The sequence below is a fragment of the Pectobacterium sp. A5351 genome, from assembly GCF_028335745.1.
Taxonomy (GTDB): Bacteria; Pseudomonadota; Gammaproteobacteria; order Enterobacterales; family Enterobacteriaceae; genus Pectobacterium.
Map to the genome: position 1 here is coordinate 2,134,980 of NZ_CP116477.1, position 26,013 is coordinate 2,160,992.

At 49.5% G+C, this 26,013-nt stretch carries 22 protein-coding genes and 1 tRNA gene; 11 read left to right on the top strand and 12 right to left on the bottom strand.

Going from position 1 to position 26,013, the window contains the following annotated elements; all coding sequences use genetic code 11:
* The first annotated feature begins 4 nt into the window (after positions 1–4).
* Positions 5–427, top strand: coding sequence for an acyl-CoA thioester hydrolase YciA (gene yciA / locus O1Q74_RS10125; protein ID WP_271878610.1), 423 nt, complete (start codon positions 5–7; stop codon positions 425–427).
* A gap of 101 nt (positions 428–528) precedes the next feature.
* Here the strand turns inward: yciA and tonB are convergent, their stop codons facing one another.
* A complete protein-coding gene (gene tonB, locus O1Q74_RS10130; RefSeq protein WP_271878612.1) occupies positions 529–1,278 on the bottom strand; it encodes a TonB system transport protein TonB in 750 nt (249 codons plus the stop codon).
* A gap of 277 nt (positions 1,279–1,555) precedes the next feature.
* Here tonB and O1Q74_RS10135 point away from each other — a divergent pair, with 277 nt between their 5' ends.
* Both O1Q74_RS10135 and O1Q74_RS10140 read left to right on the top strand, forming a co-directional pair.
* Positions 1,556–1,852, top strand: coding sequence for a YciI family protein (locus O1Q74_RS10135; RefSeq protein ID WP_263059597.1), 297 nt, complete (start codon positions 1,556–1,558; stop codon positions 1,850–1,852).
* Positions 1,853–2,179: 327 nt separating this feature from the next.
* The gene (locus O1Q74_RS10140; protein WP_271878616.1) at positions 2,180–3,853 is read left to right on the top strand and encodes a Tar ligand binding domain-containing protein; all 1,674 of its coding nucleotides are present in this window, start codon (positions 2,180–2,182) and stop codon (positions 3,851–3,853) included.
* Positions 3,854–3,927: 74 nt separating this feature from the next.
* Here O1Q74_RS10140 and O1Q74_RS10145 read toward each other — a convergent pair whose 3' ends face one another.
* Complete coding sequence (locus O1Q74_RS10145) at positions 3,928–4,104, bottom strand: YciY family protein (protein ID WP_015840226.1); 177 nt, start codon at positions 4,102–4,104, stop codon at positions 3,928–3,930.
* A gap of 195 nt (positions 4,105–4,299) precedes the next feature.
* Here O1Q74_RS10145 and cls point away from each other — a divergent pair, with 195 nt between their 5' ends.
* The 3 genes from cls to O1Q74_RS10160 all read left to right on the top strand — a co-directional run bounded on the left by cls (position 4,300) and on the right by O1Q74_RS10160 (position 7,868).
* Entirely contained in the window at positions 4,300–5,760 is a 1,461-nt protein-coding gene (cls, locus tag O1Q74_RS10150; RefSeq protein ID WP_271878621.1) for a cardiolipin synthase, read from the top strand.
* An 86-nt stretch (positions 5,761–5,846) separates the two neighbouring features.
* The gene (locus O1Q74_RS10155) at positions 5,847–6,170 is read left to right on the top strand and encodes an HI1450 family dsDNA-mimic protein (RefSeq protein ID WP_225088044.1); all 324 of its coding nucleotides are present in this window, start codon (positions 5,847–5,849) and stop codon (positions 6,168–6,170) included.
* A 369-nt stretch (positions 6,171–6,539) separates the two neighbouring features.
* Positions 6,540–7,868 (top strand): IS4 family transposase, encoded by a 1,329-nt coding sequence (locus O1Q74_RS10160; RefSeq protein ID WP_271874802.1) that lies wholly within the window; start codon positions 6,540–6,542, stop codon positions 7,866–7,868.
* A gap of 59 nt (positions 7,869–7,927) precedes the next feature.
* On the opposite strand, the gene oppF is transcribed toward O1Q74_RS10160, so the two are convergent.
* From oppF to oppA (O1Q74_RS10190), 6 genes are all read right to left on the bottom strand, one after another.
* The gene (oppF, locus tag O1Q74_RS10165; RefSeq protein WP_271878624.1) at positions 7,928–8,962 is read right to left on the bottom strand and encodes a murein tripeptide/oligopeptide ABC transporter ATP binding protein OppF; all 1,035 of its coding nucleotides are present in this window, start codon (positions 8,960–8,962) and stop codon (positions 7,928–7,930) included.
* Positions 8,959–9,954: an ABC transporter ATP-binding protein gene (locus O1Q74_RS10170; protein ID WP_271878627.1), complete on the bottom strand. Its 996-nt coding sequence runs from the start codon at positions 9,952–9,954 to the stop codon at positions 8,959–8,961. The genes oppF and O1Q74_RS10170 overlap by 4 nt, the downstream gene beginning before the upstream one ends.
* An 11-nt stretch (positions 9,955–9,965) precedes the next feature.
* Positions 9,966–10,874, bottom strand: a complete 909-nt coding sequence (oppC, locus tag O1Q74_RS10175; RefSeq protein ID WP_015840221.1) for an oligopeptide ABC transporter permease OppC — start codon at positions 10,872–10,874, stop codon at positions 9,966–9,968.
* A gap of 11 nt (positions 10,875–10,885) precedes the next feature.
* A complete protein-coding gene (gene oppB, locus O1Q74_RS10180; RefSeq protein ID WP_271878629.1) occupies positions 10,886–11,806 on the bottom strand; it encodes an oligopeptide ABC transporter permease OppB in 921 nt (306 codons plus the stop codon).
* A gap of 53 nt (positions 11,807–11,859) precedes the next feature.
* Complete coding sequence (gene oppA / locus O1Q74_RS10185) at positions 11,860–13,497, bottom strand: oligopeptide ABC transporter substrate-binding protein OppA (RefSeq protein ID WP_271878631.1); 1,638 nt, start codon at positions 13,495–13,497, stop codon at positions 11,860–11,862.
* Between the two features lie 192 nt (positions 13,498–13,689).
* Entirely contained in the window at positions 13,690–15,288 is a 1,599-nt protein-coding gene (gene oppA, locus O1Q74_RS10190) for an oligopeptide ABC transporter substrate-binding protein OppA (RefSeq protein ID WP_271878868.1), read from the bottom strand.
* A 1,080-nt stretch (positions 15,289–16,368) separates the two neighbouring features.
* Between oppA (O1Q74_RS10190) and adhE the strand changes: the two genes are divergently transcribed.
* Positions 16,369–19,044: a bifunctional acetaldehyde-CoA/alcohol dehydrogenase gene (adhE, locus tag O1Q74_RS10195; protein WP_271878633.1), complete on the top strand. Its 2,676-nt coding sequence runs from the start codon at positions 16,369–16,371 to the stop codon at positions 19,042–19,044.
* A gap of 141 nt (positions 19,045–19,185) precedes the next feature.
* Here adhE and O1Q74_RS10200 read toward each other — a convergent pair whose 3' ends face one another.
* Positions 19,186–19,782 carry a thymidine kinase gene (locus tag O1Q74_RS10200; protein WP_271878635.1) on the bottom strand — a complete coding sequence of 199 codons (597 nt, stop codon included), beginning with the start codon at positions 19,780–19,782 and terminating at the stop codon, positions 19,186–19,188.
* 711 nt (positions 19,783–20,493) lie between these two features.
* Here O1Q74_RS10200 and hns point away from each other — a divergent pair.
* Positions 20,494–20,901, top strand: coding sequence for a histone-like nucleoid-structuring protein H-NS (gene hns, locus O1Q74_RS10205; RefSeq protein WP_015840215.1), 408 nt, complete (start codon positions 20,494–20,496; stop codon positions 20,899–20,901).
* Positions 20,902–21,037: 136 nt separating this feature from the next.
* Here hns and galU read toward each other — a convergent pair whose 3' ends face one another.
* From galU to rssA, 3 genes are all read right to left on the bottom strand, one after another.
* Positions 21,038–21,949, bottom strand: a complete 912-nt coding sequence (gene galU / locus O1Q74_RS10210) for a UTP--glucose-1-phosphate uridylyltransferase GalU (RefSeq protein WP_271878638.1) — start codon at positions 21,947–21,949, stop codon at positions 21,038–21,040.
* A 205-nt stretch (positions 21,950–22,154) separates the two neighbouring features.
* On the bottom strand, positions 22,155–23,171 hold the full coding sequence (gene rssB, locus O1Q74_RS10215; protein ID WP_271878640.1) for a two-component system response regulator RssB: 1,017 nt from the start codon (positions 23,169–23,171) through the stop codon (positions 22,155–22,157).
* A gap of 164 nt (positions 23,172–23,335) precedes the next feature.
* Complete coding sequence (rssA, locus tag O1Q74_RS10220; RefSeq protein ID WP_271878869.1) at positions 23,336–24,241, bottom strand: patatin-like phospholipase RssA; 906 nt, start codon at positions 24,239–24,241, stop codon at positions 23,336–23,338.
* 132 nt (positions 24,242–24,373) lie between these two features.
* On the opposite strand from rssA, the gene O1Q74_RS10225 reads away from it, so the two are divergent.
* The 3 genes from O1Q74_RS10225 (at position 24,374) to O1Q74_RS10235 (ending at position 26,012) form a co-directional block, all read left to right on the top strand.
* The gene (locus O1Q74_RS10225) at positions 24,374–24,841 is read left to right on the top strand and encodes a YchJ family protein (protein ID WP_271878642.1); all 468 of its coding nucleotides are present in this window, start codon (positions 24,374–24,376) and stop codon (positions 24,839–24,841) included.
* Positions 24,842–24,924: 83 nt separating this feature from the next.
* Entirely contained in the window at positions 24,925–25,773 is an 849-nt protein-coding gene (purU, locus tag O1Q74_RS10230; protein WP_271878644.1) for a formyltetrahydrofolate deformylase, read from the top strand.
* Between the two features lie 154 nt (positions 25,774–25,927).
* Positions 25,928–26,012: transfer RNA gene (locus O1Q74_RS10235), tRNA-Tyr, on the top strand.
* The last annotated feature ends 1 nt before the right edge of the window (position 26,013 follow it).

Here is a 26,013-nt window from a genome sequence, read left to right on the forward strand (position 1 = left end):
CACAATGAGCACACAAAACGTGTTACCACAGGGCGAACTGGTTCTCCGCACGCTGGCAATGCCAGCCGATACCAATGCGAACGGGGATATTTTTGGTGGCTGGCTGATGTCGCAAATGGACATCGGTGGCGCAATTTTGGCGAAAGAAATTGCCGAAGGGCGTGTTGTTACCGTACGGGTTGATGGGATGTCATTCTTAAAACCTGTCGCCGTCGGCGATGTGGTTTGCTGCTATGCGCGTTGTTTACGCACTGGCCGGAGTTCTATTAACGTTAACGTTGAAGTTTGGGTAAAGAAAGTGTCGTCTGAACCGATTGGCCAACGCTATCGGGCTACCGAAGCGTTATTCACCTACGTCGCGGTCGATGAAGAAGGTCATCCACGTGAACTCCCTACCGGCAAAAGCCACTTCACGCCAAGTGAGTAACGTTTAGCGTTCATCGGTGTAAGCCCTTTGAATAGCGATCGATACGAAAACGGGGCGTCATCTGCCAAAGATGATGCCCCGTTTCTTTATTCTGACATGAATTATTCGACTGCCGCCCCACCGTCAATTTTAAAGACGATGGTCACAACCAAATCTTTACCGGGCTTACTGGCTTCATAACGCCACTTACGCATCGCCTGTTTGATGTCGCGCTCGAACATATTACGCGGTTCGGCAGAAAGCACGCGAACGTTGTCAACACGCCCAGACTCGTCCACATCAAACTGCATTTTTACCCGCCCCTCAACGCGCAGGGAAAACGCGCGAGCAGGATACTGAGGTTGCGCACGGCTCAACGGACGTGGCCCACTTGACTGCGCGCTTGCAGCGGGCGCAGGTGCCTGCTTCACCGGCGCATTATTCACATTACGCGTCGGTTCTTCGCTGGTAAACGGCGAAGGCGGCTGTTTTTCAACGGTCGGCTCACGTTTAACTGGTTTCGGCTGCTCAACCTTCTTCACGGGCTTGGGCTCCGGTTTAGGTTTCGGCTTGGGTTCCGGCAATGGCATAGGAACCGGCTGCGGCAATGGCTCCGGTTCAGGAATGGGTTCTGACTCCGGTTCTGGTTGTTTCACCGGCTCCGGCTCGGGGGCAGATTTGGCAACAGGGGCCGCTTCATAGGCCGCAGGGTTCACCATCACGACGCTGATGGGTTTGGATTCCTGCGGTAATTCGATTGAATTATTAAACGATGCGTACAGCAAACCTGCAATCAGTGAACCGTGAAAACCAACTGAAAGTATGAATGGCCATGAGTAACGGCGGGTCAAAAAAAACTTTTTTTGCGGCATAGTCTGTCTTTATCCTCTTATGCCGCCCAAGTTTAAATGCAAATAGCAATCATATTCAATAACAACCCGTGGAATTGGCAAAAAAACAGAAATCGTGGGGGGATTACTCTGGCAAATCAACCTATTGTCCTCGAACTATTGTCTTCAACCTATTGTCTTCTAACAACATCACGTATGATGGTAGAAACACGAGTCTCTTACCCGATAGCGTTTGGCGACAGGGCGCTAACCCGGCATCCCAAACGAAAAAGGGTACCTTCCTACCTGTGAGGCCACTATGCTCTATGTCATTTATGCTGAAGATAATGTTGATTCATTAGCAAAACGCCTGTCGGCAAGACCCGATCACCTTGCCCGCCTACAGGCATTGCGCGATCAGGGTCGACTGATTACCGCGGGTCCTTTACCTGCTATCGACAGCGACGATCCCGGTCAGGCTGGTTTTAGCGGCTCCGTCATTATCGCCGAATTCGCGTCACTGGATGAAGCAACAGCATGGGCTGACGCCGACCCCTACATCGCGGCAGATGTCTACAAACACGTCAGCGTGAAGCCATTCAAAAAAGTGTTTTAAGGGTCATACTCTAAATAATTCGAGTTTCAGGATGTCTCTCATTTCATCCCGATGAGCTTACTGAAGTAAGTGATTCGGGTGACTGACAAATCTGCCAGAGGCAGGTTTGAACGCTGCTTGCAGCGCCCCCTACGGGGAGAAGTGCACGTAAGTGGGCCGAGTAGCGCAGCCAACGTACATGCAACTTGAAGTATGACGAGTCTATTGATATAGGTCATGGTTGTACCAGAAAATCATGGCCTATCACCTCACCGCTAAAAGCTGAAATATTTTAGTCATTTAACAGTGATAGTTTGACCGCTATTCATATAGCGGGGGTCAACAATCATGTTAATGCCAGCGATTTTGCGAAACGGAATTGCCACTATCCGCCGCCGTCATCGCCTCAGTATTCTCTCCGGATTGTTAGTGATCATTGGGTTATTTTCTTTACTGCAATTGGCTTCCGTCGGCGTCATTTCTCAAACGATGACGCAAGTGCGACAGGATATTTCGGCTAACGAGAGCCTACGCCAGCAACAAGCGTTAATGGATAAAGCGCGGATGGAAGTGATGAACGCCAGCGATAAACTCAATCGCGCGGGTATTTATCTACTGGTAGACAAAGAAACGGGGTCTGAGGGCAGTTGGCACAGCCTGATGGATGAGGCAGAAGTGTCTCTCAAACAGGCGCAGGAGCACTACCAACAACTGGGGACGGTCACCACGATGGAAGCCGACACTGCGGCTTTCGTCGATTTGAAGAAGAGTTACAGCCAGCTCTATTCCGGGCTTGTCGAACTCGCTCAGGGAATAAAAACCACCAACCAGATCGACATTTTCTTTGCCGTTCCTGTTCAGGCCTATCAAAGCGATTTCACCCAGAAATATTCACACTACCTGCAAGACACTGATGCACGGCAAAAGCAGCACGGGCAACAATTTTTATCCGCCCTCGATCAGGCTAAAACGATTTTCATCACGGTTCTTGGGCTCTTACTGGCGATCGCCCTCGCAGTTTGGATCGGTGTGAGCCGAGTGATTATTCGCCCACTGACGCACATCATTGCCCATTTAAAGCTGATCGCCGCAGGCGACCTTTCTCATTCGGTAGATACCGAGATACGCGGTACACGCGAAATTAGGCAGCTTAATACCAGCGTCATTCAAATGCAGGAAGGTCTGGTGACGTTAGTCAATCAGGTTCGCCAGGGCGTTGACCACATGGTGATGCAGGTTGATCGGGTTGCAGCGGATAACCTCCAGCTTTCCGAGCAGGCTAACCGCCAATCCCATGAACTCAAAGCCACTACCGAGCACATTATTCAGCTTAGCCAGCATCTCGAGCAAAATGCGCTGCATACTCAGCAGGCCAACCTGCATGCGGAAGACACCAGCAAGATCGCGGCACAGGGCGAAACCATGATGAATGACGTCAAAGCCGCGATGTCAGACATTGCAGGCAGAACGCGCGAAATGACAGAAGCCATTGGAATGATTGAAAACGTGGCATTTCAGACACATATTTTGTCCCTGAATGCCGCAATAGAAGCCGCACGAGCCGGGACGATGGGACGCGGCTTTGCCGTTGTCGCACGGGAAGTCGGTACGCTGGCGTCGCAAAGCAGTCATTCAGCACAAAATATTAATGTGCTGATTCGTGATTCAGATAACAGCGTAAGCGCAGGAACGCGGCTGGTGAACAAACTGAATGATAGCCTGCAAAACATCATTCAGACGGCGAAAGGCACCGGCACATTTCTGAGCGAGATATCGGAAATATCGCACCAGCAAACCGAAAGCATTCATGAAGTGACCACCCGTCTCAGTACGCTGAATGACACGGTCAGAGAAAATGCGGGACAGGTTGAAGCCTCCGCTCGCACCTTCTCCTCGCTGCTGGAACAAACGGAACGCTTAAATACGTCAGTGTCGCTGTTTATCCTGCCCTCGACGGAGGATGACAGTAACCCGATGATCGATCAGAGAGAAATAGCGCAGCGCATTCCGGTTATGGGATGAACCGGAGCAGGACGCGATCCGGAATGTGATAAAAAATAGCGACCATACCTCGGGTCGCTATTTTCCTCACTGGCTTACCAGTCGTAGGTTACCGCATAGAGCAGTGCCCGCCGTTTGTGCTTTTGCTGCAAATAACGGGCAGAGCGAATATGGCGATACGTACGTGATTGAGCTTCCAACCAGCGACTTCTTCTACGCTGGACCTGACGCAACATCCGCCAGCGCCCCACTTCATTTCGACTGCGTTTCATGATGCGGCTCTTATTAATACACTCGCGCGGGGCATTATACCCCCCTAATACGTGACGACAATCGGTGAATTGCCCTCTCCGCTCTTCTCTTCTTAGCCAGCTACGCTATTTTATTCAGAGGAAAGGCATTTCCCCTTTTATAAATCTATGCGTACACTTTGTTAATTCTTTGCAGAAGGGAACTATGCTGCTTTTATGTCGACATTTTATACCGTAATAAGTTGGTTACTGGTTTTTAGCTACTGGTTGCTGATTGCAGGTGTGACATTGCGTATTCTGATGAAACGTCGGGCGGTGCCTTCTGCAATGGCTTGGTTACTGGTGATTTATATTCTGCCACTTGTCGGTATTGTCGCTTATCTTTCGTTTGGCGAGCTCCATCTTGGCAAACGCCGGGCTGAACGCGCCAGCAAAATGTGGCCATCAACGGCAAAATGGCTGCGCGAATTAAAAGAGTATCGCCGTATTTTCGCGACGGAAAACAGCGAAGTTGCCAGCGCGTTATTTCAGCTTTGCGAACGTCGACAGGGCGTTGGCGGCGTCAAAGGTAATCAGTTGCAACTGATTACCACATTTGATGACACCATTAAAGCGCTCTTACGTGATATCGAACTTGCCCGTAGCAACATCGAGATGGTGTTTTATATCTGGCAACCTGGCGGTCTGGTCGAGCAAGTCACCTCTTCGCTTATCGAGGCGGCACGCCGTGGGGTGCATTGCCGCATCCTGCTGGACTCTGCTGGCAGTGTACAATTTTTCCGCCAGCATCACCCCGAGCTAATGCGCACCGCTGGCATAGAACTGGTCGAAGCCCTGAAAGTAAATCTGTTTCGTGCCTTCCTGCGCCGTATGGACTTACGGCAACACCGTAAAATTATCCTGATCGATAACCGCATTGCCTATACCGGCAGCATGAATATGGTCGATCCCCGTCTTTTCAAACAAGATGCCGGCGTCGGGCAGTGGATTGACCTGATGGCGCGCATTGAAGGGCCGGTAGCGACCACGCTGGGGATTATTTACTGCTGCGACTGGGAAATGGAGACGGGCAAGCGCCTGCTTCCGCCGCCGCCGGATGTTAACGTCATGCCGTTCGAACAGGAAAGCGGCCACACCATTCAGGTGATTGCTTCCGGCCCCGGTTACCCAGAGGAGATGATTCATCAGGCGCTGCTCACATCCGTCTATTCAGCACGTAAGCAGTTGATCATGACAACCCCCTACTTCGTGCCCAGCGATGACCTGCTGCACGCCATCTGCACCGCCGCCCAGCGCGGGGTCGATGTGAGTATCATTGTACCGCACAAGAATGACTCCGTACTGGTCGGCTGGGCCAGCCGCGCCTTCTTCACAGAACTGCTGGCCGCTGGCGTAAAGATTTATCAATTCAAGGACGGACTGCTGCACACCAAAAGCGTACTGGTCGACGGACAGCTTAGCCTGGTCGGTACGGTAAATCTTGATATGCGCAGCCTGTGGCTGAATTTTGAAATCACGCTGGTGATTGACGATGCCGGGTTCGGCAGCGATTTAGCCTGCGTACAGGAAGACTATATCGCCCGCTCACGCCTGTTAAACGCGACACAGTGGCAAAACCGCCCTTACTGGCAACGCATCGTCGAGCGGCTGTTCTACTTTTTCAGCCCCCTGCTATAGCTATTCCCCCATCACTCAAATTATTTAGGGCATACCCGTTTTCCCGTGTTCTAATAGGGTCATTGGGAATTAACAGGAATTACGTTATGGATTTGAATAATCGCCTGACCGAAGACGAAGCATTGGAACAGGCTTACGACATCTTTCTGGAGCTTGCGGCGGATAACCTCGATCCGGCAGATATTTTACTGTTCAACCTGCAATTCGAAGAGCGCGGCGGTGCAGAGTTATTCGACCCCGCGGAAGACTGGGCCGAGCACGTTGATTTCGATCTGAACCCTGACTTCTTTGCTGAAGTCGTCATTGGGCTGGCCGAAGAGGAAGGCGAAGAGATCACGGATATTTTTGCCCGCGTGCTGATTTGCCGGGAAAAAGACCACAAACTTTGCCACATTCTGTGGAAAGAATAATTCGTTTCGCCTCAATGCAAAGTGACTGAAAACGTGGGTAATTCTATTTGCGAAACGAAAACGGTGATAATGGAATAGAAGAGTAAAGCGTCCGCGACACAGGGACAAAGGCGTCAGGAACGCCTTTGAACGTCGCTTGCGACGGCCCTGCAAGGGTGAATCTCAGGGATGAGATTCATATCTACGCGGCTCGAGCGTACAAGGATGTATTCACAGCGTCTTTACGATCTATCCATTATCAACGCTCAACGTACATTGTCAGCAACGTAAGGCATCTCCCGCAGGAGTAATGCTGATCAGTTAAGGATCAGTTGAACGATCCAATAGCTGTGTAAGAATCCGGAAATGTTCTTCATTTCCGGATTTTTTATGCGTATTTCTCAGGCCATCGACCTCGTTTCACGTTACGACTCGACCCGTAACCCTTTGACTTCTCTTGGCGACTTTCTTGACCCAGAACTTATTGCTCGTTGCCTTGCTGAGTCCGGCGTGGTCACCCTGCGTAAACGCCGTCTTCCTCTCGAAATGATGGTCTGGTGCATTGTCGGCATGGCGCTTGAACGTAAGGAGCCGCTTCATCAGATTGTCAATCGGCTGGATATTATGCTGCCCGGTAACCGTCCCTTTGTTGCTCCCAGCGCGGTTATCCAGGCCCGCCAGCGACTCGGAAGTGATGCCGTTCGACGGGTGTTCACGCACACTGCTCACTTGTGGCACAACGCTGTGGCACATCCTCACTGGTGTGGATTGACGTTACTGGCGATGGATGGCGTCGTCTGGCGCACACAGGAAACACCTGAAAATGATGCCGCCTTCCCGCGCCAGACTTACTGCGGCCAACCTGGCCCCTACCCGCAGGTCAAAATGGTCTGTCAGATGGAGCTGACCAGCCATCTGATAACCGCCGCAGCCTTCGGTACGATGAAAGACAGCGAATATACCCTGGCTGAGCAACTGATAGACCAGACCGCAGATAATACGCTGACGCTGCTCGATAAAGGGTATTACTCATTAGGGTTACTGAATGCCTGGAAGCGTGCGGGAGAACACCGACACTGGATGATACCGCTTAAGAAAGGTACCCGTTACGAGGAGGTCCGGAAACTGGGAAAAGGCGATCATCTGGTACAGTTGAAAACGACGCCACAATCCCGCAAAAAATGGCCGGGACTGAGTACAGAAGTGACAGCCCGATTACTGACCTATAGCCGTAAAGGCAAAACCTATCAGTTACTGACCTCGATGACCGATGGCATGCGTTATCCGGGAGGTGAAATGGTTGAGCTTTACAGTCACCGTTGGGAAATCGAGTTGGGTTACCGTGAAATCAAACAGACAATGCAACTGAGCAGACTGACACTGAGAAGCAAAAAACCGGAACTTGTGGAGCAGGAGTTATGGGGTGTGCTGCTGGCGTATAATCTGGTGCGTTATCAGATGATTAAAATGGCCAGTCAACTGAAAGGTTACTGGCCAAATCAGCTGAGCTTCTCAGAATCCTGCGGGCTGGTCATGAGAATGTTGATGACGCTTCAGGGCGCATCGCCGGGTCGTATCCCTGAGCTACTGCGAGATCTGGAAAGTATGGGGCAGATGGTGAAGCTGCCGATAAGAAGGGAAAGAGCCTTTCCGAGAGTGGTGAAAGAGAGACCTTATAAATATCGAAAAGCTGAGAAAAAATGCCAGTCAGTTGCTTAACTGACTGGCATTACTCCCGTAGGAGACGCCTTTTTTACATCGCTAGCCGATAAAACCGCTTACTGAGCTTCGACTTCTTCCACCGGCAACAGCGCCTGAGGATCGACTTTCAGACACGACACCGCATGCGTAAAGCTGCCTTCCAGCAATGGACGGGTTTTCGAGCACTCAGGGCCGACAACCGGACAACGGGTGCAGAACACGCAGCCCGATGGCGGATTGATCGGTGAAGGCAAATCTCCTTCCAGCAGTTGTATCTTCTTGTTTCGTTCCTGATCGGGATCGGGAATCGGCACCGCAGACATCAGCGCGCGGGTATAGGGATGCTGCGGATTTTGATAGACCTGATCGTACGTTCCCAGCTCTACCGCATGACCCAGATACATCACCAATACGCGATCGGAAATGTGCTTCACTACCGATAAGTCATGCGCGATAAAAATCAGCGACAGGCGCATTTCACGCTGTAGTTGACGCAACAGATTCACCACCTGCGCCTGAATCGACACATCCAGCGCGGAAACCGGTTCATCACAGATAATCAGCTTCGGTTCCAGAATCAGCGCGCGCGCGATCCCAATACGCTGACACTGGCCGCCAGAGAATTCATGCGGATAGCGGTTGATCAGGTTCGGCAGTAGCCCAACCTTTAACATCATCGCTTTCACGCGATCTTTTACCGCCTGCCGATCCAATTCGGGATGATAAACCTTTAACGGCTCGGCAATAATCTCACCAATAGTCATGCGCGGATTCAGCGACGCCAGCGGGTCCTGGAATATCATCTGAATATCGCTACGTGCTGCACGCCATTGCTCGTCGCTCATGCCCAGCAGGTCTTTGCCCAGCCAGGTGACGCGTCCGTCGGTCGCTTTTACCAGTCCGATAATGGCACGCGCCAGTGTGGACTTACCGCAGCCGGATTCCCCCACCACGCCCAGCGTTTCACCTTCATATAAACGCAACGTCACGCCATCGACCGCTTTCAGTTTTTTCGGCGGTTGCCAGAACCACTGCTTATCATCTCTGACCTCAAAGTGGACTTTCAGGTCGTCCACTTCTAACAACACCTTTTTCTCGTCCGCGTTGTTCATACCACCTCCTCAATCGCTCTAAAGCAGGCGCGCAAGCGGCCATCACCAAAAGACTCGAGCGCAGGTGCGCTGTGGCAGACATCCATTGAATACGGGCAGCGTGGTTGGAACGGACACCCTTTCGGCAAACGTAATAAGTTAGGCGGATTACCCGGAATAGTCGCCAGCACCTCATCTTCCGCATCCAGACGCGGCACGGCATTGAGCAAGCCGACGGAATACGGGTGGCTTGGATGATAAAAGACATCGCGTGCAACGCCGTATTCCATCGTGCGTCCGGCATACATCACCAGCACTTTGTCACAAATACCGGCGACCACGCCCAGATCATGGGTAATCATGATGATGGCGGTATTAAACTCGCGCTTCAGCTCGTTCAGCAGCGTCATAATTTGCGCCTGAACCGTTACATCCAATGCCGTGGTCGGTTCATCGGCAATCAGCAGTTTTGGTCGACACAGCAGCGCCATCGCGATCATCACGCGCTGACGCATCCCGCCGGAAAACTCATGCGGATACATCTTCATACGCTTACGCGCTTCCGGCATTTTGACCGCATCCAGCATTTTGACCGACTCTTCAAACGCTTCGCTTTTGCTCAGGCGTTTGTGCAACATCAGCACTTCCATCAGCTGTTCGCCGACGCGCATGTACGGGTTCAGCGAGGTCATCGGATCCTGGAAAATCATACTGATTTCTTCAGCACGCAGCTTATTCAGCTGGCTTTCCGGCAAATTGAGAATCTCTTTGCCACGAAAACGTGCCGAGCCGCCAATACGACCATTACGCGCCAGCAGCCCCATCAACGCAAACGCGGTTTGTGATTTACCGGAGCCAGATTCCCCAACAATCCCCAGCGTTTCACCGGCGTTGAGCGTGAAGTTCAAATCATTAACCGCCGTCACGTCTCCGTCCTGCGTTTTGAACGTTACCCGGAGATCCTGAACATGTAGCAGCGCGTCGTGCGCGCCCGTTAACTCAATCTTGCTCATGTTGATGCTCCTCAGCGATCTTTCGGGTCGAGGGCATCACGCAGGCCATCGCCGATAAAGTTAAAACAAAACAGCGTAACGACCAGAAACGCCGCCGGATAGAACAGCAACCACGGCGACACTTCCATTGAGTTCGCACCATCATTCAGCAAGGCACCCCAGCTGCTTAACGGTTCCTGCGTTCCCAGCCCCAGGAAGCTCAGGAAAGATTCGAACAGAATCATGCTTGGCACCAGCAGAGAGGCATAGACCACCACCACACCCAGTACGTTCGGCACCACGTGACGTAACACGATACCGCGTGTGGAAACACCGGACACCATTGCCGCTTCAATAAACTCTTTACGCTTCAGGCTCAGCGTCTGGCCACGCACGATACGCGCCATATCGAGCCAGGACACCATGCCGATAGCCACAAAGATCAACAGCATGTTCTGCCCAAAGAACGTTACCAGCAGAATCACGAAGAACATGAATGGGAATGAGTTGAGGATCTCCAGCAGACGCATCATCACGGAATCCACTTTCCCGCCCAGATAGCCGGACATCGCGCCATACAGCGTCCCGACGATCACGGCAACCAGCGCTGCCGCCACGCCGACCATCAGCGACACGCGACCGCCGATAGCCACGCGAACCAGCAGATCGCGGCCTGAAGAATCCGTACCGAAATAGTGTCCAGAGGTCATATCCGGCGCGGCTGACATCATGCCCCAGTCCGTATCGGCATAATCAAATGCAGACAGCATCGGAGCAAAAATGACAAACACGGTAATCACCGCCAGCACAAACAGGCTGGCCAGCGCTGCACGGTTATGGATAAAGCGCAGGCGCGCATCCTGCCACAGGCTGCGCCCTTCAATTTCTGTCTGCTCGGTGAAGTTCTCTAACGCTTCAACGTTTTTTCGATTCCAAAACATAGCGCCCCCAATTAATAGCGAATTTTCGGATCGATAACAGCGTAGAGCACGTCAATGATCGCATTAAAGAGAATGGTTAAGCCACCGACCAGAATCGTCAGGCTCAGTACCAGTGAATAGTCGCGGTTCAGCGCGCCGTTTACGAACAGTTGTCCAATACCGGGTAAGCCAAAAATGGTTTCAATGACCATTGAACCGGTAATAATGCCCACAAACGCCGGCCCCATATAGGAGAGCACGGGCAGCAGCGCAGGCTTCAGTGCATGGCGCAGGACGATGCGACGCATCGGCAGCCCTTTGGCACGCGCGGTGCGAATGAAGTTAGAGTGTAAAACCTCGATCATCGACCCTCGGGTGATACGCGCGATACTGGCGATATAAGACAAAGACAGCGCCACCATCGGTAAAATCATGTATTTGGGTGCCCCACCGTTCCAGCCCCCGCCGGGTAGCCAACGCAGCGTAATGGCGAAAATCAGCACCAGTAGCGGTGCGACGACAAAGCTGGGAATCACCACCCCCGTCATGGCAAAGCCCATCACGGTATAATCCCATTTCGTGTTCTGATTCAGTGCAGCGATCACGCCTGCACTTACACCAAAAACAATCGCCAGAATGAATGCTGCGGCCCCCAACTTTGCAGAAACGGGGAAAGAAGTCGCCACCAAATCGTTCACGGAATAGTCTTTGTATTTAAAAGAAGGACCGAAATCACCCTGCACCAGTTGCAGTAGATAATTACCGTACTGCGTCATCATGGGGTCGTTCAGATGATATTTGGCCTCGATATTCGCCATCACTTCCGGCGGCAAATTACGCTCACCGGTAAAAGGGCTGCCGGGTGCCAGTCGCATCATGAAAAACGAAATGGTGATCAGGATGAATAGTGTCGGAATCGCCTCCAAACAGCGGCGAAGAATAAATTTTAACATTGCTCGTACCTATAAAAGGCTGGCAGCACAGTCGCATGCGCCAGCCATTATTATTAGTGCTTGATGATATAAAGATCTTTCACGTAAACATTATCCTGCGGATCTTTACCGGTTAATCCACCAACATAAGGTTTCACCAATCGGGTATTCGCATAGTAATAAACCGGGGCAATTACCGCGTCTTTATTCAGCAATGCTTCGGCCTGCTGATAAACCTCTGCACGTTCCTCATCGGTTTTCACCTGCAAGGATTTCGCCACCAGCGCATCAAATTCCTTGCTCTTATAATGTGCTGTGTTACTGCTGCTGTCTGACAGCATGCTGTTCAGGAAGGTTGAAGGTTCGTTATAGTCCGCACACCACCCGCCACGCGCAAGGTCATAAGTCCCCTGATGACGGGAATTGAGGAAGGTTTTCCACTCCTGATTTTCCAGCTTAACATCCACGCCGATATTCTGTTTCCAGATAGAGGCCGCGGCGATAGCAATTTTCTTATGGAGATCGGAGGTGTTGTATAGCAGATTTAGCGTCAACGGTTTCTGTGCCGTATAACCGGCTTCCGCCAGCAGTTTCTTCGCTTCTTCATTACGTTTTTCCTGTGACCAGGTAAACCACTCTGGGGTCTGCGCGTTGAAGCCATCAATATATGGCGGAACAAAACCATAGGCCGGAATATCGCCCTGGTTCTTCACCTTGTTAGTCAGAATATCCTGATTCAGCCCCATGCGCAGCGCATCACGCACTCGAACATCGTTAAACGGTGGTTTCTGATTATTGATCTCGTAATAGTAAGTACACAGGTACGGATTGACTTTCACTTCATCAGGAATTTCTTTCTTCAGCTTTTGGAATAATTCAATCGGCAGTTGGTTATAGGTCATATCAATTTCACCGCTACGATAGCGGTTAACGTCCGTCACTTCCGACGAAATCGGCAGATAGGTCACTTTATTGATCACCGTATGGGCGTTATCCCAATATTGCGGGTTGCGCTCCAGCACAATTTTTTCATTCACTACCCAGTCTTTCAGCTTATAAGCGCCATTGCCGATCCAGTTTTGCGGCTGCGTCCATTTATCACCAAATTTCTCGATTGCCGTTTTATTGACAGGAGACATGGCTGGGTAAACAGGCAGTTTATAGAAGTAAGGCACCGCTTCAGAAAGCGTGACCTCAAAGGTATGATCGTCCAACGCTTTCACGCCCAGCGTATCGGGGGATTTTTTACCGGCGATGATGTCATCGATATTCAGCAGATGACCGTATTGCAGATAGCTAGCATAAGGCGATGCTGTTTTCGGGTCGGCCAGACGCTGCCAACTATAGACGAAATCGTGTGCGGTAACCGGCGAACCATCTGACCATTTAGCATCTTTACGCAGATGGAACGTCCAGACTTTAAAATCTTTGTTATCCCAGCTTTCCGCTACGCCGGGAATGGTTTTACCGTTAACGTCGGAAATGACCAGACCTTCCAGCAGATCGCGCGACACGTTGGATTCCGGTACGCCTTCAATTTTATGCGGATCGAGGGAGGACACTTCCGCGCCGTTGTTACGAACCAATTCCTGTTTTTCTGCTAACTGAACGCCGGAGGGAACGGTCGCGGCAAAGGCAGAAACAGCCATCGTGCTACTCAACGCCGCGATAATAGCGGCAACTACTCTTTTTTTAGTTGTGATGTGTGTCATTATTTTCTCCTGTAATGTTGTTGTGCTAATTATCCCAGCACAATTCCTGAATTAGCACCCTGTGAGAAACGATTAATCGGTTCCAGCCACCCATTCCCACACTAAATGAATGGGTAAGCAGAGAGTAAATACCAAATTAATCGCTGCTCGCTCACTGCATTTGCATCAAACCGTAAATGCCATCGCGGCAGATTAATGCTTAATGATGTAGAGATCCTTCACCCGCAGATTATCCAACGGGTCTTTGCCGGTAATGCCGCCGACATAAGGTTTTACCAGCCGGGTATTCGCGTAGTAATAGACTGGAACGATCGCCGCATCTTTATCCAACTGTGATTCAGCCTGCTGATAAATCTGTGCGCGTTCATCGTCCGTTTTCGCCTGAACAGCTTGCGCCATCAGCTTGTCAAACACCGCACTCTTATAATGCGTCGTGTTATTGCTGCTGTCTGACAGCATACTATTCAGGAACGATGTCGGTTCGTTATAGTCCGCACACCATCCGGCACGCGCAACGTCATAATTGCCCTGATGACGCGTGCTGAGATAGGTTTTCCACTCCTGGTTTTCCAATTTCGCGTCAACGCCCAGATTCTGTTTCCAGACCGAGGCCGCCGCAATTGCCAGCTTTTTATGCAGATCTGACGAGTTATAGAGCAAATTAAACGTCAGCGGTTTTTCTGCGGTATAGCCCGCTTCCGCCAGCAGCTTTTTCGCTTCTTCGTTACGTTTCGCCTGTGACCAGGTAAACCACTCTGGCGTATGCGCTTTCAGGCCATCCGTAAACGGAGGAATATAGCCATAGGCAGGAATATCACCCTGGTTTTTCACTTTATTGGTCAATATGTCTTGATCAAGCCCCATGCGCAGCGCCGTTCGCACCCGGACATCGTTAAACGGCGGTTTCTGGTTGTTGATTTCGTAATAATACGTACAGAGGAAGGGATTAACTTTAACTTCTTGTGGGATTTCTTTTTTCAGCTTCTGAAATAGCTCAATGGGTAATTTATTATTAGTAACATCAATTTCCCCCGCGCGGTAACGGTTAACATCCGTCACTTCAGAAGCAATCGGCAGATAGGTGACCTGATTAATCACGGTCTTGGCGTTATCCCAATACTGGGTATTACGCTCCAGCACAAGCCGCTCATTCACGACCCAGGATTTAAGCCGATAGGCGCCATTCCCCACCCAATTTTCCGGCTGAGTCCATTTATCACCAAATTTCTCTACTACCGTTTTATTGACCGGGGACATGGACGAGTGATTCAGTAATTTATAAAAATATGGGATCGGTTCGCTTAATGTGATTTCCAGCGTATGGTCGTCGAGTGCTTTTACGCCCAGCGTATCGGGAGATTTTTTGCTGGCGATAATGTCATCGATATTCAGCAGATGACCATATTGCAGATAGCTGGCGTAAGGAGAAACGGTTTTCGGATCGGCCAGACGCTGCCAGCTATAGACGAAATCTTGCGCGGTAACCGGTTCGCCATTTGACCACTTAGCATCTTTGCGTAAATGGAATGTCCAGACTTTAAAATCGCTGCTTTCCCACCGCTCCGCCACGCCGGGAATCGGGTGTCCGTCAGGATCGGAAATCACCAGCCCTTCATATAAATCGCGCGCAACGTTGGATTCCGGTACACCTTCTATTTTATGTGGATCCAGTGATGACACCTCAGCGCCATTGTTTCTCACCAGAACCTGTTCTTTCGCCAGCTCAACACCAGCAGGTACATTAGCAGCCTGAACATTCACGCATGACGCCATCACTGCGGCGGCAATCATACTGGTAACAAAGCATCGTTTTGTGTTGCGAATTTTCACTTTATAAACACCCCTGTCTTGATACACGCCATACCGGACTCTATGCATAAAAATTGCCGTCACATAGAGCAGAAAAGATCGCCCATTATCCAAATAAATCATAAAATTAATTTATGGGTGAATAACGAATAACAGGCCGAAACTCGAAGCTATCAAAAGCGGACACATTCGCCAATATTTTTACATTGATGTTGCTTAATTTTCTTTACTACAGCCCGGCAAGCATTTTATCTCAACAGCGCGATCTTGTAATTAACCCCATGATAAACAATGTTTTTTCCTTTTAATTGCAACTATTTTTTAAATATTCAGCAATTTATAGATTTTGAACAAAAAAACATCGTAGTGGGTTTCATCATTTTCACAGCACAAAAATGATGATGCATGCTTACCTGTCCGCGTCATTATCTGACCAAAATGTTATTATTTTAACAACTTTGTTACTCGCTTTGCGCGACAAGCGCGTGAAACCTCCCTGCGATAGAAGACGAGCAAAATAACTAACCCGATTAAGATATAAGCACTGTTTATACGAACACATTTCATACGAACAGCCCATTCCCATAATAGGGGCAGTCACTACCGGAATTCCTCCCGCCAAAGCTTCACTTCAACGTCCGCGCGCCATCCTTTACCGATCCATTTTAGGTAGAGAAACCGTTGATTTTATTTGGTTAATGATATTCGTTATCATCTACAGCCTGCTGAATGGTGTCAGCATCAATAAAAATAGATATTGATCACAAAAAAGGCACCCACAAATAGGTATGCTCATTCCATACCGTAACAAGCACGTAAATCCTCTTAATTTTGATGTGTTTTCAAAACAATATTTCAAAAATTTACGATATCGGCGGTTACAGTATTTTAAAAAGCAGAAATCGCGCCACAACGGTGACTGACAAGCTCTTTGAGTCAATTAATGCGAAATAGGCAGAAAAGAATAGCCAGGTAACGGAAACGTCCCCCGCTCGTTTATCTATACTGTTCTATTCGGCGAACAATTGACTGAAAGAGTTTAACATTTATCAGGAGAGCATTATGGCCGTAACCAACGTTGCTGAACTTAACGCACTGGTCGAAAGAGTGAGAAAGGCACAGCAGGAATTTGCCACTTATACTCAGGAACAAGTGGACAAGATCTTCCGCGCTGCTGCACTCGCTGCATCGGATGCGCGTATTCCGCTGGCAAAAATGGCGGTTGCCGAATCCGGTATGGGGATCGTGGAAGATAAAGTCATCAAAAACCACTTCGCCTCTGAATACATTTATAACGCCTATCAGGATGAAAAAACCTGCGGCGTCCTCTCTACTGATGACACTTTTGGTACGATTACCATTGCAGAGCCTATTGGCCTGATTTGCGGTATTGTTCCCACCACCAACCCCACTTCTACTGCGATTTTTAAAGCGCTGATCAGTCTGAAAACCCGTAACGGGATTATCTTCTCTCCGCATCCACGTGCAAAAAATGCGACCAATAAAGCCGCAGACATTGTTCTGCAAGCGGCGATTGCAGCAGGTGCACCGAAAGATATTATCGGTTGGATCGATCAACCTTCTGTTGAGCTGTCTAACCAACTTATGCACCATCCGGATATCAACCTGATTCTGGCTACCGGTGGCCCAGGTATGGTGAAGGCCGCCTACAGCTCCGGTAAACCGGCAATCGGCGTCGGTGCGGGTAACACGCCTGTCGTCGTTGACGAAACTGCGGATATCAAACGTGCCGTAGCGTCTATTCTGATGTCGAAAACCTTCGATAACGGCGTCATTTGTGCGTCAGAACAGTCAGTCATCGTCGTAGACAGCGTCTATGATGCCGTGCGTGAGCGTTTTGCTACCCACGGCGGCTACATGCTAAAAGGCAAAGAGCTTCATGCCGTACAGGGCATTTTGCTGAAGAACGGTTCACTGAATGCCGACATCGTAGGTCAACCTGCACCGAAGATCGCAGAAATGGCAGGAATCACCGTTCCAGCCAACACCAAAGTGCTGATCGGTGAAGTCACCGCGGTCGATGAGTCCGAACCATTTGCTCATGAAAAACTGTCTCCGACGCTGGCGATGTACCGTGCGAAAGACTTCAACGACGCCGTTATTAAAGCGGAAAAACTGGTCGCAATGGGTGGCATCGGTCACACATCCTGCCTGTATACCGATCAGGACAATCAGCCTGAGCGCGTGAATCATTTCGGCAATATGATGAAAACCGCGCGCATTCTGATTAACACACCGGCTTCTCAGGGTGGTATCGGCGATCTCTACAACTTCAAACTCGCTCCGTCTCTGACGCTGGGCTGTGGCTCCTGGGGCGGAAACTCCATCTCCGAAAACGTCGGTCCGAAGCATTTGATCAACAAGAAAACGGTAGCCAAGCGAGCAGAGAATATGTTGTGGCATAAACTTCCTAAATCCATTTATTTCCGTCGCGGCTCACTGCCAATCGCGCTTGAAGAAGTGGCCTCCGATGGTGCAAAACGCGCCTTTATCGTAACTGACCGCTTCCTGTTCAACAATGGTTATGTCGATCAGGTGACGTCCGTCTTGAAACAGCACGGGTTGGAAACCGAAGTCTTCTTTGAAGTTGAAGCTGACCCCACGCTGAGCATCGTGCGTAAAGGCGCCGAGCAAATGCACTCCTTCAAACCGGATGTGATCATTGCGCTGGGCGGCGGTTCGCCAATGGATGCGGCGAAAATCATGTGGGTGATGTATGAACACCCTACGACACACTTCGAAGAACTGGCGCTGCGTTTCATGGACATCCGCAAACGTATCTACAAGTTCCCGAAGATGGGCGTCAAAGCCAAAATGGTGGCGATTACCACCACCTCCGGTACCGGTTCTGAAGTGACGCCGTTTGCCGTCGTCACCGACGATGCCACCGGGCAGAAATACCCATTAGCGGACTATGCACTGACGCCAGATATGGCGATTGTTGACGCCAATCTGGTGATGAATATGCCGAAATCACTCTGTGCGTTTGGTGGGCTCGATGCGGTAACACACTCGCTGGAAGCCTATGTTTCCGTGCTGGCAAACGAATATTCAGACGGACAGGCGTTACAAGCGCTGAAACTACTGAAAGAGAACCTGCCAGACAGCTACCGCGATGGCGCGAAAAACCCGGTGGCCCGTGAGCGCGTACATAACGCCGCGACGATTGCAGGTATCGCGTTTGCCAATGCCTTCCTCGGCGTCTGTCACTCTATGGCACATAAGCTGGGTTCGGAATTTCATATCCCGCACGGCCTGGCTAACGCCCTGCTGATCTCAAACGTCATTCGCTATAACGCGAACGACAACCCGACCAAGCAGACGACGTTCAGCCAGTATGACCGTCCACAGGCACGCCGTCGCTACGCGGAAATAGCCGACCATCTGCGTTTAACCGCGCCAAGCGATCGTACCGCGCAGAAAATCGAGAAATTGTTGAACTGGCTGGAAGACATGAAGACCGAGCTGGGGATCCCAACCTCGATTCGTGAAGCAGGCGTACAGGAAGCCGACTTCTTGGCGAAGGTAGATAACCTGTCAGAAGATGCATTCGACGATCAGTGTACTGGGGCGAACCCACGCTACCCACTGATTTCCGAACTGAAACAGATTCTGCTGGATACTTACTATGGCCGTAAGTTCTCTGAAGAGGCAAAAACAGAAGCGGTTGAACCTGTGGCAAAAGCCGCTAAAACCGGTAAGAAAGCCGCACATTAACGTGCTGTCTGTACCGCCTTTAGGCTAAGGCGGTGTGTCTCTCTGCTCTGCCCAACCCGTTTAGGGTTGGGCATTTTTATTACTCACGCACGCATTAACACGCTATTTATTGATTGCTCGTCAGCCGGATATTTAACTGCCTTACTCGCTTTCCTTACGGGTTAATCCCAGCGCAATCTTATAATGTTTACGACACACGGAAACATAGCTCTCGTTGCCGCCAATAACGACCTGTTCCCCTTCGTGGACGGCATTACCTTGTGCATCTAATCGCAATACACAGTTGGCTTTACGGCCGCAATGGCAGACCGTTTTTAACTCAATCAGCTTATCCGCCCACGCTAATAAATAGTGACTCCCAGAAAACAAATCACCACGAAAATCAGTACGCAACCCGTAGCACAATACAGGGATATCTAATTGGTCCACGACATCGGAAAGCTCACTCACCTGCTCGCGGGTTAAAAATTGACATTCATCAATTAATACACAATCTACGGGCTGAGAACGATGCTCTTTCTCCAGCAATCCAAATAAGGATGTCTGCGGATTAAACAATAATGCCGGAGAAGAAAGCCCAATCCGTGAACTTACAATCCCCACACCATGCCGATTATCTATTTCTGCGGTGAACACCAGCGTACGCATCCCGCGCTCCTGGTAGTTATATGACGACTGCAATAATGCAGTAGATTTACCTGCATTCATTGCAGAATAATAAAAATAAAGCTGGGCCACTTAGCTACTCCAAAAGGAGGCCATATACTCGTTATACTTCAGGTTGCATGTACGTTGGCTACGTTACTCGGCCCACTGGGGCCGCTGCAAGCAGCGTTCAAACCTGCCTCTGGCCGATTTGTCAGCCACCCGAATCACTTACCTATGTAAGTGCATCGGGATGAGGGAGAGACATCCTGTCTCTCACCGAAGGCCAGCCGTTGGCTGATCAAATTCGTTCCCGACGAATTTGTCCCTCTCTTGCCACGTTACAAGGCTTATAAATAAGCCTTGCCCTAACGGATCAACGCTATGCATTGTTCAAACGTTGACGTTTGTCCTGAAACTTGAATTATTTAGTGTATATGATCTTCGTGTAGTAAAAACTTATTGTAACAACTCGCCTTCATGCTAGGCAATGGGCTATTCCTCGACCACATTTTGTCCATATGCCCGCCAGCGGCAGCCTGTTACGATAAAAGATATAAACATTCCTTATAACAACGTGGTGGTATCAATAAGCCATTTTTTGCCGTTTTAGGGAGAAAACGGTATGCCAAATGTATTTTTTGATAACAGGAAAGTATTTATATTTATGTAACATACGATGTGAGATCTGTTTTAAAAATGATATTTTTTAACAAACTTACAAATTTGACTATTGCAGAAAGGAAAATAGCACTCTATTATCACACTACACGCCACCAATAATATTAATTTGAGATTATCACAATGAGCGAAGCACTAAAGATTCTTAACAACATCCGTACTCTGCGTGCCCAGGCAAGAGAATGTACCCTGGATACTTTGGAAGAAATGCTGGAAAAACTGGAAGTCGTGGTTAATGAACGCCGCGAAGAAGATAGTCAGGTTCAGGCTGAAGTTGAAGAACGTGCGCGTAAATTGCAGCAATATCGTGATATGCTGATTGCAGACGGTATTGACCCTAACGAATTATTGCAATCTTTGGGTTCAGTTAAAGTTGCAGGTAAAAGCAAACGCGCAGCCCGCCCAGCAAAATATCAATATACTGACGAAAACGGCGAAGTTAAAACCTGGACTGGCCAGGGTCGTACACCGGCAGTAATCAAAAAAGCAATCGAAGAACAAGGTAAATCTTTAGACGATTTCCTGCTGTAATTATTTATCAGTATTGAATACTAAAAAACCCCCGATACTTATTGGGGGTTTTTCTTTGGTAACGCGTTATGCAAAAACCGCTTTTAGAGGCTCTCTGTTTTTTGTTTGTAACACAGAGAGCAATCATTACACTCTGTTATTTTTCTTCTGCTTCAATCGTTTCCTGCAACCATTGCGCAAATTCCTGACCTAAACTGTCATGGCGCAAACCATATTCCACGAATGCTTGCATATAGCCTAATTTATTACCGCAGTCATGACTCACACCTTTCAGGTGATACGCCTCTACCGTTTCTTTTTCCATCAACATTGCGATGGCATCGGTTAACTGAATTTCATTGCCTGCACCCGGTGGCGTTTTCTCCAGCAGAGACCAAATATCCGCAGAGAGTACATAACGACCAACGACAGCTAAATTAGATGGCGCTTCGGAAGCTTTCGGTTTTTCAACCACGCCCACCATCGGTGCGCTATCCCCTGCTTTTAATTCCACGCCTTTGCAATCAACCACGCCATAGCTGCTTACATTTTCAACGGGCTCAACCATAATCTGGCTGTGGCCGGTAGTAGAAAAACGTTGCAACATTTCACTCAGGTTATCTTTCTTCAGATCGGACGCATATTCATCAATAATCACATCCGGCAGAATAACCGCAACAGGCTCATCTCCCACTAACGGGTGCGCGCACAATACCGCATGGCCCAGCCCTTTAGCTAATCCCTGACGCACTTGCATAATGGTGACGTGTTTAGGACAGATAGATTGGACTTCTTCCAGCAACTGACGTTTAACACGTTTTTCCAGAATGGCTTCCAACTCAAAACTGGTATCGAAATGGTTCTCGATAGAATTCTTAGAAGAGTGTGTAACCAGAATAATTTCATTAATCCCTGCCGCGATACACTCATTAACAACATATTGGATCAGCGGTTTATCTACCAACGGCAACATTTCTTTAGGAATGGCTTTGGTGGCAGGAAGCATACGCGTACCTAATCCAGCAACCGGTATGACCGCTTTTTTTACTTTTTTATTCACAATAGACATAAACAGCCTCTTATATACCGTTCAAATAATGAACTTTATTTATCTAATCAACATAACCGAAATAGTATAACGATTTTAACAAGATCACGCTTGCCCCAACATTACTGTTCAATAAAAATAAGATAACTCCCTACATAGTTGGGAATAAGAAATAATACCGAAAGATGGGTACGGCCAGAAACCCGTACCGTCTTGCGTTATCAGACTACTCTGTCGTCAACATGAGCCGTAAACGACCGCCACCACCCCATATCTGACATTGCCATGCCTCACACTGATAATTCAGTTGGTTGAGATAAGCACCTTCAAGTGTGCCTAAAGGGACGCCGCTATTCAGTGCGATTTGTTGTTCGTTAACATTCAGCGTCGCGTTTAATCCGGCAGAAATCAGTATCAACTGCTTTAGCTGTCGATGGTAATACCCCACCAGCAAAGGAAAACGGCCGTCCAGACTTGCCTGGCGCAACAGTTGGTTTACCTGCTTTAATAGTGTCGGCAAATACGGCAAACGATGTTGTTGATCAGCCAAATGCTCCTGAAGCAACCCATTGAACAACGTGCGAAGTAGTAACGCTGCCAGTGTCCCGTTGTTATTGACCCCCTGAGTAACATCCAGGCAATAGAACGCTAACTCGGTATCCGAAAGCGCGGCAATATCCAACACCAGCCCCGGTTGTTCCGCCGCTGTCAACTGACGGTAATTAACACGGCAACGAGCAAGCGTTTGCTGAACGGGAGGCTGTAGCTGGGCAAGCAGCTTGGTTACAGACTCTGGAGATTGATTGAGGGAATCCATGTCCTGCATCAGTTGATCCATCTCATTCAACTGTGAAGTAAACATATCTGGATACAGACAGGACATCACCGCTTCACGAAAGCGAACATAATCTCGAATCGGTTTCAGCAGCACATCCTGAACGCCAAGACGCAAGACTGTGGCAATATCCGCCATCTGGCTGGTTGCAGAAATGATCAGTATTGGCGTATCGTTGCCCTTCAAACGCAGGCGTTCAAGGAACTCAATGCCTCCCATCGTCGGCATTTTCAGATCGCAAATCATTAAATCGGGTTGGTAGTTTTCAAGAATACTTAGCGCATCTAATCCATTAATTGCCTCCTGAACGGCAGCCCCAAGAGAAGTCAGATAACCAGCGAGCACAGATCGAAAAACGGCCTCGTCATCAATGACTAAAATATGCTTACCCGCCAGTGGTTGTTCCATCAGTACCCCTTACTTCAAACACCGAATAATCACACCTGCTTTAGCGCCGACATGCCGGATAGACAGCATACTTACGCATTTCTAACGACATGTGTTTTGGCTACATGCGTTCTTAACTGCACACGCGCTCAACAGCATGCGCTCTTCATACCCTACGTTCTTCGTTACGGCTCTTTCGCTAGCGGCAACAAATCATCACGCATCTTTTCTACCGCCTTATAACCGGCCTCAATCGCCTCCTGCGCCCGATGAAAATCTAGTGTTGCGATCTGAGGGCAATACGGTTGCAGCAGCACGTCGGGCGGATCACCCGCCATCCGCGTCATCTTCAACCGATTTTCCAGAATTTGGATCGATGTGCTCATGATCTCCATCGCCCTTGGTGAACTTTCTGTTGGCTGACGCCGTCCTCGCAATAAACGTTCGCGAATTCTGCTACGCCAATCTTGCGGAACATTTTCCGCATCAATGTCTGACGCCGTCGGTTTGATAGATAGCAAATCCTGGTGGTTCAGGCTGGCATCGTGCTGAAGATCAACCGCAATCACAATGTCAGCCCCCATTGCCCGTGCCAGAGAAACGGGAACAGGATTAACCACTGCACCATCCACCAGCCAGTAATCGTTAAATCGAACGGGGGATAGCAGGCCAGGCATGCTGCAAGACGCACGCATAGCCTGATGTAAATCGCCTTCTGTCAGCCAGAGCTCACGACCTGTACTCAGGTTTGTCGTCACCACGCCATATTTGATATCACAGTCTTCAATCCGCGTTGTCTGGAGCAAATGCTTCACGCTATTGAATACACGATCGCCACGCAATAAACTACCGCGCTGCCAAGAGAGATCCATCAGTCGAATCACGTCCCAGTAGCCAAACGCCCTCACCCAGCGATCCATTGACGTTAAATTGTTGGTGGCATACGCCGCCCCTACCAGCGCACCGATAGAGCACCCAGCTACAACGTCAACCGCGATCCCCATTTCTGTTAACGCATTAAATACTCCAATATGCGCCCATCCCTTCGCAGCCCCGGACCCCAAAGCGACGCCTATCTTTTTCCGCTGCATCATCGAACCACCCGACTTCATTTTAGCGCACATTGCTACACGTAGAGTTTCTTAGGTAACATATCGGCATCCTGCATAGGGATCTGTTTATTATCTATCAGTTTTTATCTTAAATTTTCTTCAGGAGACGTTGTGTCAGAACCTTGCCCCTGTTGCAGTGGATTGCAATATAACGCATGCTGCCAACCCTATCTCACGCATGCCGCAACAGCGGCTGAGCCAGTAATATTAATGCGATCGCGCTATACCGCCTACGTCAAACACGATGTCGATTACCTTATCGCCACCTGGCATCCCGATCTCCAGCCCGAGAAATGGCGCGCGTCTCTCGCTGAAAGCTGCCAGAATTCCCAGTGGCTCGGCCTTACTATACTGGCAACGTCTCCCGGGAAAACGCCCGATGAGGGTTATGTGGAATTCGCCGCACGTTATATATCGGAAACGGACAGCCAGCGAACAGAAGTAATGCGAGAACGCTCACGCTTCCTTCGCCAGCATAATCGCTGGTACTATATAGACGGCGTTCATGTGCAGACAGGCAGAAATGAACCTTGCCCGTGCGATTCCGGCAAAAAATACAAAAAGTGCTGCGGACAATAGAACACAGGCAGTCGCCCGCGCGGCGTTACCGCTGCGGTACCATCAGATCGTTATTTTAGTTTTTGGACAGGATCCACACGCTCATGCAATCCCAAAATATACAAAGAAAAGTATTACGAACCATTTGCCCCGACGCAAAAGGGCTCATCGCGAAAATTACGAATATTTGTTACAAGCACGAACTGAACATCGTACAAAACAATGAGTTTGTCGATCATCGCACTGGCCGCTTTTTCATGCGGACCGAGTTGGAAGGGATTTTCAATGACACCACGCTGTTAGCCGATCTGGATAGCGCACTTCCCGAAGGGTCGTCTCGCGAATTAACCACAGCTGGCCGTCGTCGCATCGTCGTTCTGGTGACAAAAGAAGCCCACTGCCTGGGCGATCTGTTGATGAAAAGCGCCTATGGCGGTCTGGATGTCGAAATTGCTGCCGTCATCGGCAACCACGATACCCTACAGACGTTGGTCGAGCGGTTTGATATTCCTTTCCATCTGGTCAGCCATGAAGGATTGACTCGCGAAGAGCACGATCAAAAGATGATCGCGCAGATCGATCAATACAAACCTGATTACGTCGTGCTGGCGAAATATATGCGAGTGCTGACGCCGGCATTTGTTCAGCACTACCCGAATCAGGTGATCAATATTCACCACTCGTTCTTACCTGCCTTTATCGGTGCTCGCCCGTACCATCAGGCTTACGAACGTGGTGTGAAAATCATTGGCGCGACGGCACACTACGTCAACGATAACCTGGATGAAGGTCCCATCATCATGCAGGACGTTATTCACGTCGACCATACTTACTCGGCAGATGACATGATGCGCGCGGGCCGTGACGTTGAGAAAAATGTCCTTAGCCGTGCATTATATCGCGTGCTGGCACAGCGTGTTTTTGTCTACGGTAACCGCACCATTATCCTGTAATTGGTTGATCGGACATCTTTTTGTATAAGGATGCGCCGAACGGAATAAAAAAACGGCAACCGCATTTATTTTTGATATATACCGCTTTACAGAGGCGCGTCATTTGCTATGATGCGCCCCACTTGAAGCGAAAGCCTCTTGTAGCAAGGCCAGTGGTGGGGTTCCCGAGCGGCCAAAGGGAGCAGACTGTAAATCTGCCGTCACAGACTTCGAAGGTTCGAATCCTTCCCCCACCACCAT